The sequence below is a fragment of the Flavobacterium lipolyticum genome (genome assembly GCF_020905335.1).
GTDB classification, from domain to species: Bacteria; Bacteroidota; Bacteroidia; order Flavobacteriales; family Flavobacteriaceae; genus Flavobacterium; species Flavobacterium lipolyticum.
In genome coordinates, this window is record NZ_JAJJMN010000002.1 from 430,252 (window position 1) to 440,655 (window position 10,404).

5 protein-coding genes are annotated in these 10,404 nt (G+C 33.9%); all 5 read right to left on the reverse strand.

Features of this window, described 5'->3' with window-relative positions:
• Position 1: 1 nt before the first annotated feature.
• The 5 genes from LNQ34_RS18540 to LNQ34_RS18560 all read right to left on the reverse strand — a co-directional run bounded on the left by LNQ34_RS18540 (position 2) and on the right by LNQ34_RS18560 (position 8,486).
• Complete coding sequence (locus tag LNQ34_RS18540) at positions 2–358, reverse strand: hypothetical protein (RefSeq protein ID WP_230000806.1); 357 nt, start codon at positions 356–358, stop codon at positions 2–4.
• A gap of 489 nt (positions 359–847) precedes the next feature.
• Positions 848–1,807, reverse strand: coding sequence for a PorP/SprF family type IX secretion system membrane protein (locus LNQ34_RS18545; RefSeq protein WP_230000807.1), 960 nt, complete (start codon positions 1,805–1,807; stop codon positions 848–850).
• Positions 1,808–1,840: 33 nt separating this feature from the next.
• Complete coding sequence (locus tag LNQ34_RS18550; RefSeq protein WP_230000808.1) at positions 1,841–6,643, reverse strand: T9SS type B sorting domain-containing protein; 4,803 nt, start codon at positions 6,641–6,643, stop codon at positions 1,841–1,843.
• 262 nt (positions 6,644–6,905) lie between these two features.
• Positions 6,906–7,292: a hypothetical protein gene (locus tag LNQ34_RS18555; RefSeq protein WP_230000809.1), complete on the reverse strand. Its 387-nt coding sequence runs from the start codon at positions 7,290–7,292 to the stop codon at positions 6,906–6,908.
• Between the two features lie 693 nt (positions 7,293–7,985).
• A complete protein-coding gene (locus LNQ34_RS18560; RefSeq protein WP_230000810.1) occupies positions 7,986–8,486 on the reverse strand; it encodes a helix-turn-helix domain-containing protein in 501 nt (166 codons plus the stop codon).
• Between the last annotated feature and the right edge of the window lie 1,918 nt (positions 8,487–10,404).

Genomic DNA, 10,404 nt, shown 5'->3' on the forward strand with positions numbered 1-10,404 from the left:
TTTAGTTTAAGTTTTTAGTCTTCATACGTAAACAGTACTCAACCCCCAAATAGAGCGGGTTTCCGTGTTTTTCGGACCAAAAACCTTCCAGTACATCTGTAGTGATGCATTTATAAACAGCAACTCCTTTATAGATTTTATTTTCGTCTCCTTTATAGCTAAAGTTAATGACCAGAATATTGTCTTTAAAGAATCCGTGACCTTTTTGTTGTTGGGTGTTGTTAATAAGCCATTGGGCAATAATCCGATTGTTTTCATCTAAAGATAAATTCAAAATACCTTTGTAAGTTATCTGATTACTTTCATCCTGATTACTTCCGGAAATGGAATAACTACCAACTAAATCCTGTATAGTCATTTACTTGCCAATACAGAAATTAACAGCCCAGTGTTTACAGGGTTTTCAGATTATGAAGTACAAAGTAAGTACGAATCTGAACAAAATAAAACAAACCAAAAACAAGTAAACTTTTATCCAATATTTCAATTGAAAAATCGCATTTTGCTAATCAGTTATATTCACTTTTTTGAAGAACACATTAACCCAATGGTTAGAACAAATATATAAAATATATTTTATAGAAAAAGGCAGCTTATTTATATTTTAAGACGAAGAGAGCAGGATTCGAACTTAATCGTATAAAACCCCTGCCTATACTGCATTTTTTAATTTTTATAGCGACTGTGCCACGATTTTGCCACGAAACTTAGAATGATAAATTTCTGAGAACATTATCTTGTTTTAAAGGAGTAAAATAATTCTGTTTGTATCAAAAATAAACAATTCCTTAGTCAATTAATAACCTTAGTTTTTTGTGATAAATAAGCTATCACTTTCTCTTTTTTTTTATAAATTACGGACATATTTTTGGGTACAAGGACAATTGCTGATGGATTGAAAGAACCTTAGTCCGATAGATATCGAATGGGTACCAGAATTGTATTGTGATAAATCATTCATCATGATTTGATAGGAATAACTTAAAGTAAAATAAGCCTTTTTGAAGCCAATCATGGGGCCTATAGTTAATGGTTTTCCTATTTGATCATTCAGAAATCGGTACGATATACCTGCCCAGTAATAATCCTCATACCGATTAAATTTTCGGTATTTCAAATTCAGGTCGGTAACAGAACGTCCATCACTTTTATACCACTGGTAAAAGATAGAGGGCTCGATTTCCGTTTCGTTTTCTAAACGAACAGCATATCCGGTGTAGAATTGGTAGTTGGTCAGTTCTTTGGGTTCAGGACTTGTATAAGAATCTAATTTTTTGGGTAAAATATTGGTCATATTGGCGCTGAAATAAAAACCTTTGTTGCGATACAAAAAACCAGCTTCAAAATTATTATTGGATGTAAACCTGTTATCGGTTATATCAGGATCCGGTTCAGCAGGTTTACTATTATTGATATCTATTTTAAATGAATTATAAATATAGGAAATACCAAAAGAAAGGTATTGTTTTGAATAATAATCCAGAATAAGATGATGGGCAAAAGTAAATTTGCCACCAGCCTGTTTGACATTCCCATTAGTATCATTATACAAGGATAATCCAACTCCGGATCTGTCTAATATTCGAAGATCGGCATAAAAAGATTGATTCTGAGGGGCATTTTCGATACCCACCCATTGCTTATAAGCATTCAAATTAATCCTAAGATCATCACCAATTCCGGCATAACCAGGAGAAATAATAAAGGGATTATCTGCCAAATATTGAGTAGCTACCGGTACATTAAGTTCTTGACTGTAATTGATCATTACATTCAACAGAAAGAAGCAGTTTATAATTTTCTTCATCTTATTTTTATTACTTAAACGTTAGATTACAGACTATCTGTAAAGAGTCACATTTCCAATAAATTCCCGGTCATCTCTGGTGTTTCTAAGTTTTAAAACATACCAGTAATCTCCGGTGGGAAGGTTGGCACTTTCATACTTTCCATCCCAGGACTCTTCATGTTTTAGCACACATATTTCACGGCCATAGCGATCGTAGATCCGGATTCTGATATCGGGATAGTTATCCTGTCTTAATGGTTTCCAGCCATCATTTATACCACTGTCATTTGGAGTAAAAATGTTGGGAACTATGATATCGATAAATTCAAAGTACTTAGTTGCTGTTGCGGTACAGCCATTACTATCGACAACAGTCGCCGTGTAATCTCCGGATTTGTAATAAATATATTTAGTAGTAAATTTTAAAACTTCATCATTGATGGTAAGGCTGTTATAAAAACCTGAACCTCCTTTTATGGTTATAATGATTTCATTCAGTCCTCCCTGACTTAATGAAATCGTCAAAGGAGGGTTTGATTCATCAACGGCAAACAAAGGTGAAACCTCACTACATCCACTTACATGCTCTACCTTTACAAAATGATTTCCGGCGGGGACATTGCGAAATATATTACTGTCCTGCTTAGGTTCTTTTCCGTTTAATGAGTACTTTATTAAAGTGGGATTTGTATTACTGGCGTCGATCTTTACAGTAACCTTATTTCCGGGAGTATTACTTTCGCAATCATAGCTCACCTTTGCAGTGGGTTTAAGAACAATGGTTGGAATATCCAGCAGGATTGCTAATTCAAACGGACAATTATTTTTATCCAGAATATATAAAGTGTGTTTGCCTCCAGAAAGGTTGTCGAAATCTAGTTGATCCTGAGTGTAAGTCCCATTGCGATTGTCTAAACTTGTTTTATAGGGAGGAATTCCTCCTGATATGTCAATACTAAAAGCAGCTGTTTTTTCTCCAATACATATTTCTTGTTTTATACTGCCCTGTACTACAGAAGCGTGTATTGGCTGCGGATCGATAATCGTAATTACGTCGTGTATGCGGCAATCATTTTCATCTTTAATGGTAATATTATAGGTTCCTGCTTTTATCCCTCTAAATATACCGGTATCAAAAAACTGGTTGGGAAATGACGAAATTGCATATTTAATTCTTCCAGTCCCACCGCTGGCTTTCACTTCAATAGTTACATTGGCTAAACCGGCACAGGTAACATTATCATATTTTACGCGGTGGGTAAGGGAAAGCGTGGGTTCTTTTATTTCTATCGGAACAATCACCGGATCGCAGTCCCCACTCGTAACACTAACCTGATACAAACCGGCCGGTAATTGCGTAAAATTACCCGGAGTGCTTTGTGTCGGATTAAAGGGAAGTTCAAGCCCTTCATGATCTAATAGCGTAAAAACATAGTTGCCTAAACCACCTTTTGCCTGGGCCGAAAGCTCACCCGTTAAATTTCCTTTGCATTTGATGTCTTTTGATGAATTTATTTTTAACGTCAAAACCTCTAATGGATTATAGTTGAATAAGCCGGCATAAACTTCTTTGCAATTATTCGCGTCTATAACATAAAATCGATAATTCGTAGCTGAATTATGATTTGGTATGATGATACTCATTGGACTAGGACCGGTATAATATTTTTGATATTCCTCACCATTTGCATTATTGCCCAATACCGTAAAAGTGTAGGGAGGCGTTCCGCCTATGGCAGTCACCGTGATCTCGGCAGGAGTACAGGTAGGAACTTTGGTAATTTGAGTACTGGCGGTAAGTACTTTTGGACCTGTAATTGTAAATGGATAACGAGCTTCGCATCCGTCTGTTGTAGTAACCAAAATATTATAGTCGCCAGATTTCAAATTGTCAAATGTATAGGTGTTACCTGCAATTGTTCCAGAGGTTTTTAGAACTTCATTCCCGGAATAAATAGTAAACACATAATTGGAACGTACGTTGTTTGCCGTGACTTCAATAGAGGCCGTATCATCAAAACAGTTTAGAATTGAATTGGAGATTTTGTGGGTAGTATTTAAGTTTTTATGTTCAATTTTGATATTAGGAATCTCATAAGAGCACTTTGCCTTATTGGTTGAATTGGGTCTGATGTACACCGTATAGGTTCCGGCAATTTTTACGGGCAGATTTGTACTGGTCTGATAATTTATTTTATCCAGACTGTATTCATAGCCGGTTCCCATTGCCGGGCTATTGACAGTAATGTTGCCTGCTGTTTGGCAAAAAATATTCTCAGAAGTTGCTGTTGGTACTATTTCGCCATAAACGTTGAAATAAAATGGAGCCGAACAATTAGTTCCGTAACTGAGTATGACACGATATTGTCCTTCTGAAGTAATCGCATAATTTCGATTATTATTGTTGTTTAAAGTATCCCACTGACAAGCTGTGGATTCATCAGGGCAAGTTGCGCCGGGAATGAGAGCACAGTTACTTTTTTCCCATGTTATAGAGGACACTCCTTCGGGTATGTTCAGATTAATAGTTTTAACAGGGCTATTGGGACACAGATAAAAGTTGGTTAACTCCTTAGCATTGTTAGCTGCACAAATGATCTTCTCACCAAAAGCTCCTCCCAGAGGATCCAGATCGGACATGATGAAAGGTTTGACTTCGATAATTTCTTTAAGTGTGGCGCAAGCCTGATTGGGTAGGGGGTTTGCAAAAGGAGTGCAGACCACATAATAAGTCCCTATAGCGTCTACAGTAATGGTTTGACCCGATTGAAACACAGGGATCCCCGATGGATTTTTGGACCAACTGTAGCTCGCAAATCCATTTTCTGCTGACAATATTGTATTAGGCGGACATAATAGGACTTCTGACTGTTTGTCGCAAAACAGTAAATTGCTTAATATGTTATTGGTTTTTCCATCTATATTTTCACAGTTATAAATTAAACCCGAGTCACCGTTAAAATGGGTTTGATTGACAACTCCCGTGAAGCTGGTAGAAACCTCATTCGTAATGGTCAGGTCGCAGCTCTGTTCAAAATTTGGATCTGAATCTAAAGTAATACAGGAAACGACCTTAACTCTGAATTCGATAACAGATGGGGTGCCGTCAATATTTACTAAACTGTCTGAGACTTCAAAAATAATGGTTCTCGTTTCGGGATTATAGCCCGATAACTGATTGCCATTGGCATCATAAGTGACCACTGAACTTACAGTAACACCGTTGGGTAAACAGGTGAGGTCTTGCGGATAATTAAAAATTACATTTTTAGGCAGAATGTTCTTAATTAAAACTTCTCTGGCATTGTCATCGCCATTATTGTTAAAGGTTATTTTATATTTTAAGTATTCTCCTAAATTGACAACCTCATTGTCTTTGACTTCAACATTATTTTCATTTGTAACCGTTTGTTTAATGACAATATTTGGTTGTACAATATCTATTGCTAAAGTGACTAATGAAACGGCATAAGCATCTCCGGCGGTCGTTAATTGAAGGTCGAGCGATGTTTGACCGTTCCGTAAATACCCTTTATTGATATTGATGAGATCCATATCAAAACCGAAGGTATTTAATCTGGAAGGGCTTCTTTTGGTGATGTATTCGGCACCAGGTATGACCGGACTATCTGTAAATAAAGGGGCAGATGGAATGGTTATCGAAGAATTAAAAACATTCCTCACATCATTAAGCTCATTAAAAATAGATTTGAACACCGGCTTTCCATTGCTGCCTATCGTTTTGATGTTCAGATAGTCACCCAGGTAAGCCAATTCGCCCTCCTGAGAAACAATACCTATAGTGGCCTTTACCGGTTCGGGACCTGCGGGGGTGATAAATCCGTCAACGGTAAAATTGAGTTCCGTCAGTTCTCCCTGATTTGCATCTCTTTGAACTCCGACAAAACCATCAAAAGTGACAATTTTTTTACTGGGCTGTGTGATGTCTTCATACACAATTACTAATGTCCAGCCGGAAGTAGAACCTAAAGTCCTTCTTCCTTTGGTTGCTTTAACATTTGCAACAAAATAATTACCATTAGGATCTCCAAATTCTTTTAAGCGATTTGTAACGTCTGCGTAACACAGGTAAGGAGCATTTCTAAAACTTTCACGTATGTTGGTTTCATTTAAACCGTCGAAAATGATTTCATCTGCTGTTATGTCCTGATAATTGGTATCCCAAGGACGTTTAAACTTAACTTTTTCCCAATCGTCTAAACGTTTTGTCCCTGAAAAGTTGTTTTCGTTATTAGGGTTAAATTTCCTGCTCCTGTCGTTGATATAAACGGCCTGCCAGTATAAACCGGCATATATAATCTTTTTACAGGCGCTCTCAATATGGAGTTCAGCACTACTCGAAGCAAAGGTGCTGTTATCGTTATCGATATCAATATACTCCATGCTTTTTCGATTATTGGCTAATCCATCTTCCTTATCTTCACCATCTAAGTCAGGATCGATCTTCCAAGGACTTCCATTGGCCTGATTGGTATATACCGCATTCGAATTGGCCTGAGCAGTCAAAACCGCTAAATTAGTGGGTATGGGCGATCCCAGTACCATAACAGCATCTGTTCGTGTTACACCGAGCATTGTATTGCCAATAAGTACAAGATTTCCTTTAATTGATTGATTGGTATATCTCGCCTTAAATTTTTTACCTTCTTGTCCGTAACCACTTGAAAAGATGAGGACCAAAATTAGCGTTTGAAGAAACTGAGGGGAAAGAAAACGTATTTGCTTTTTACCTGATACGATTTTTTTTCTTTTGCTATTTACGAACCACAAATCTGGTATTGTAATTACTTTCGATGATCTCAATAGTAATCGGGTCAAGATAGATTTTTTCATAATTATAGAGTCAATTTTAAAACAATTAAATCACTATCAAATTGAGTCGTCATTATTTATTGAATGTTTGCAGGTGACGATTTTTTATCTCATTTAATTTTTTTCCATCATAATTGATGATTAGAGTCAGTTTCGTATTTGCATTATTCTATTTTAGAATTATCATGTTCCTGTTACTGTTGCTCTAATGTATAAGTATCCTTGTTTGCGTAAATGGGTATTCGTTTGCATCTTAGTTCAAATGCATGCATTATTAGTGATTTCAGAAAGTGCTATCGCATTTTCTGTCAGCAAGAAATTCGTTGTATATTAAATTTTTGATATTAGTTGCTATTTCATTTTTTTTCAATGAAATATCGAGTACAAACACATTATTGAGCCGGCTCATTTTTTTTAGTACTTCAATCTGGTCTGAGGCAACAACTATGGGAATGTGTTTTACATAAAGCTGCATAAAATCATACAAATCCATATCGGAGTAAAAAACAAAAAAAACGAAGCAAAAATCTTTTTCGACTAAATTGAATTCCTCATTTTTTTTATTCTTTTTTAGAATTGCAAAGTCAAAATTTTTGCCGAATTTATATTTTAAAAAATTGGCAAAATAATGCTGACTGTCATAAACTAGTATTTTCGTTGATTTCATCATAGTATGATTTAGGAGGCTAAACAAATTGCTATTATTAAATTAACGACTTTAAATTTTTTTCATCTGTAAGTGATGCCCCTTGTGTTACTGTATAGCGACACATTCGAATGGACTTTTGATAGATAAAAAATAAACACCCAATAACGATATGAAACTTTCTTTAATTCTAAAATCTCAATTGAACTATCGTAAATTTTGTTACCTAATGATTTTTAAAGAATTGAAGAATTTTAATTACTAATCATAAGTACTAACGAATTCATAATTAGTCAATCATTTCAAAGGTGTACGGAACAAGTGCTTCCAAAAAGTTTAAAAGTTAGTTTTCCGGAAAGCAAAAGAATATATTCTATTAATAATCGTGCAACATCATCAAATTTTTAATCTGAACTTTAGCATTGTACCTTTAGTAGAATAATATTCTCTTTATCATATCAAATGTAGCAACTAGATTATTTTTTAAGGTTTTTTGAGCACCGGAATAAGTCTCAATTTATAAAACGAGACTGTTAAGTAAGCTCTTCGGTGGGATATACGCACGAAATACAGAAACTCAGAAAGCAAAAAAACTTTCCTTTTTTAATATCGTGAGATAAAGAAAGAATCATCGTAAATAATAGTATGAAATTTTGAGCTTTTATACCCAAAAAAAGCCCTCAAACAGTCAGTAACTTTTTGAGGGCTTTCAAACAATTATACGGGATTGTTTTTAAAATATTCGGAAGGAGTTTTACCGGTAGCAATTTTAAATGCTTTAAAAAAGCTGTTCTTAGAATTAAAACCAGCTTCAGCTGCGATACCTTCCAGTGAAAATTGTGACCAGGCTGGATCGTACCGGTGTTTAATGATATAATCGATACGGGAATTATTAATGAAACTGACGAAATTTGTACCAAATTCTTTATTAATGACTTGTGACAAATGATGAAGCGGAATGTCTAAATCAGTAGACATATCTGTTAAAGAGTAATTTTTTATGAGAAATATTTTTTCATTTTGAATTAGTAACTCAATTTTTTCCTTGTATTCTTTAGTTTTTAAATCAGGTAATTTAAAAGTTTTGGGATTGATTATTTCCTGTTCGTTTTCTGCTTTAGCTTTAATGTAATTATCCTTGTAGTTCAGTCCATATAATATAGTAGGTTTAAAAAACAGAAATACCACAATCGTGAGTATAAAAATTACAGGGGTCATAATTAGAAGGTCCCGGTAGATCTCTTTTTTATAAAGTAGTATTCCAATAATCGGCGTAAATATGGATATTAAATGAATCCCAATGTGTCTCGTTAGCCAAAACCAAATATGATTGTTTCGGGTAATCCACAAAGGATTGTTTTTATAAAATTTTATAAAGAGAGGAATTGTTAAAAGGATATAGAAAAGATAGCTGCCCATTTTTAAAAAAACATGGACATTCATGGGTAAAACAAAATAGGGAAGTTGATAGAAGTGATTAGGATCTAAGAGATACTTGGTTAACAAATACTGTTTTCTTTCAACATTTAGTAGATAGAAGGGAACCAGCTCCAGAAAATGTAGTAATGCTGGTACAAAATGAAGATAATCTTTTTTGGTAATTTTTTTTGTCTTTTCGAGGATTGATTTTGTATACAAGTAAACAGTACATCCAGGAAGATAATGCAAGGGAAAACAGAAAATCCAAAGGTAAGCATGTTTAAGCAGGGGGAATTTATCCTGAAAAAAAGTCCAGGGCGCAATAACCAGTATGCAAAAAATAAGACAAATTAGCATCAAAAATTTGTAGTAGACATGAAATTTGTTCTGAAAGAAAATAATTAGAAAACATATCGCACTTAAGAAACAAGCGAAATAGCATAAGTTTAATAGGATTGTGTTCATTTTTTGATTAATGATGTAACAATTAAAAACGAAAATATTTGCATAGTTCCGGATTTAATCGCTAGGTGGTTAGGGGTTTTTATAGGTTTGTGGAACGTGTTTTTTATGAACGGTTAATAGGAGTACTGTAATTTTGACTAAGAGTCAGGATTGAAAAGGCATTGAAAGGCTCCGTAGTTTTTTCCGGAATAAAATGGATACCATGAATTTTGGAAAAATGTTTTAATCCTTTTTTGTGGCGTACTAAAAAGGTGCAGTTGAGGTGACGTTTTTTTTGAGTTGTTTGTCATGGTTTGATTTTGGTTTTTGGTTTAATGCTTAGAGTAAGTCTTATTTGAATAGGCTAAACAACTTTTTTATCAGAGAGCAAACAGTTAGATGTTTGTTGCCGAATGTTTTTGAAAGGGGGTATACCATATGCTTTACTTTTACTTATAGTTATAAAATGAAATTAACTTGAAACAGTAGGTATTTTCTGTAGATTATAGCCGTAGAACGTACTGTTTTGCAAGATGAAGAATTACTTATAAGAAACCTTTTCAATTTCATTTTATAAATTTTGAAGAATGTATGTTGAGAAAATCCTTGTAGTGATTTGATATTCAGTAAAATAGTCTTTAAAACCAGAAAAGAAATCAACTTATTTTGTGCTTGTATTTTCGATAACTCTTAAAAATTACCTCTTATCCTATTGAATTTACTCCTTTTATATTTGCGAATTTACCTTCGCTTCATGAGGCTTTGTCAGAATATATTTTCACTGCATAAAGTTTTGTCAGAATTTATCTTTTAAATAATTTACTCAAGTTTATTATAAATATTCTATGCAATTATAGGGTCAAATATATATGATTATTTTTATTAATTGCAAGTACTCAAATCAATATTATTTTAAGAAAAAGTTTCAATATTTAACCTGTGAAAGTCGCTTTTATTGTGAAAATAGATGCATTAATTCTTTATACAAGAACTTTGAACTTGAAGTGAAGCATCATATTTGAATTATTTAATGTTTAAATAAAAAGTTTGTAACTATCTGTAAAAGTGGTAAATAAGTACTATCTACTTTTTTTTACCTATTTCAAAACAGTCTCATTTTATAAACCGATACTACTCTGTTGCGAATAAAATGTTTAAAAAAATGGTCTGTTCTTAATTTTGGAATACAAAATTGCATTTGCCTAATTTTTTAAGATGTGAATCTAAGAGCAGTGCAAAAGAAATTAAACTTCGAAATGACCATTTTATTTAA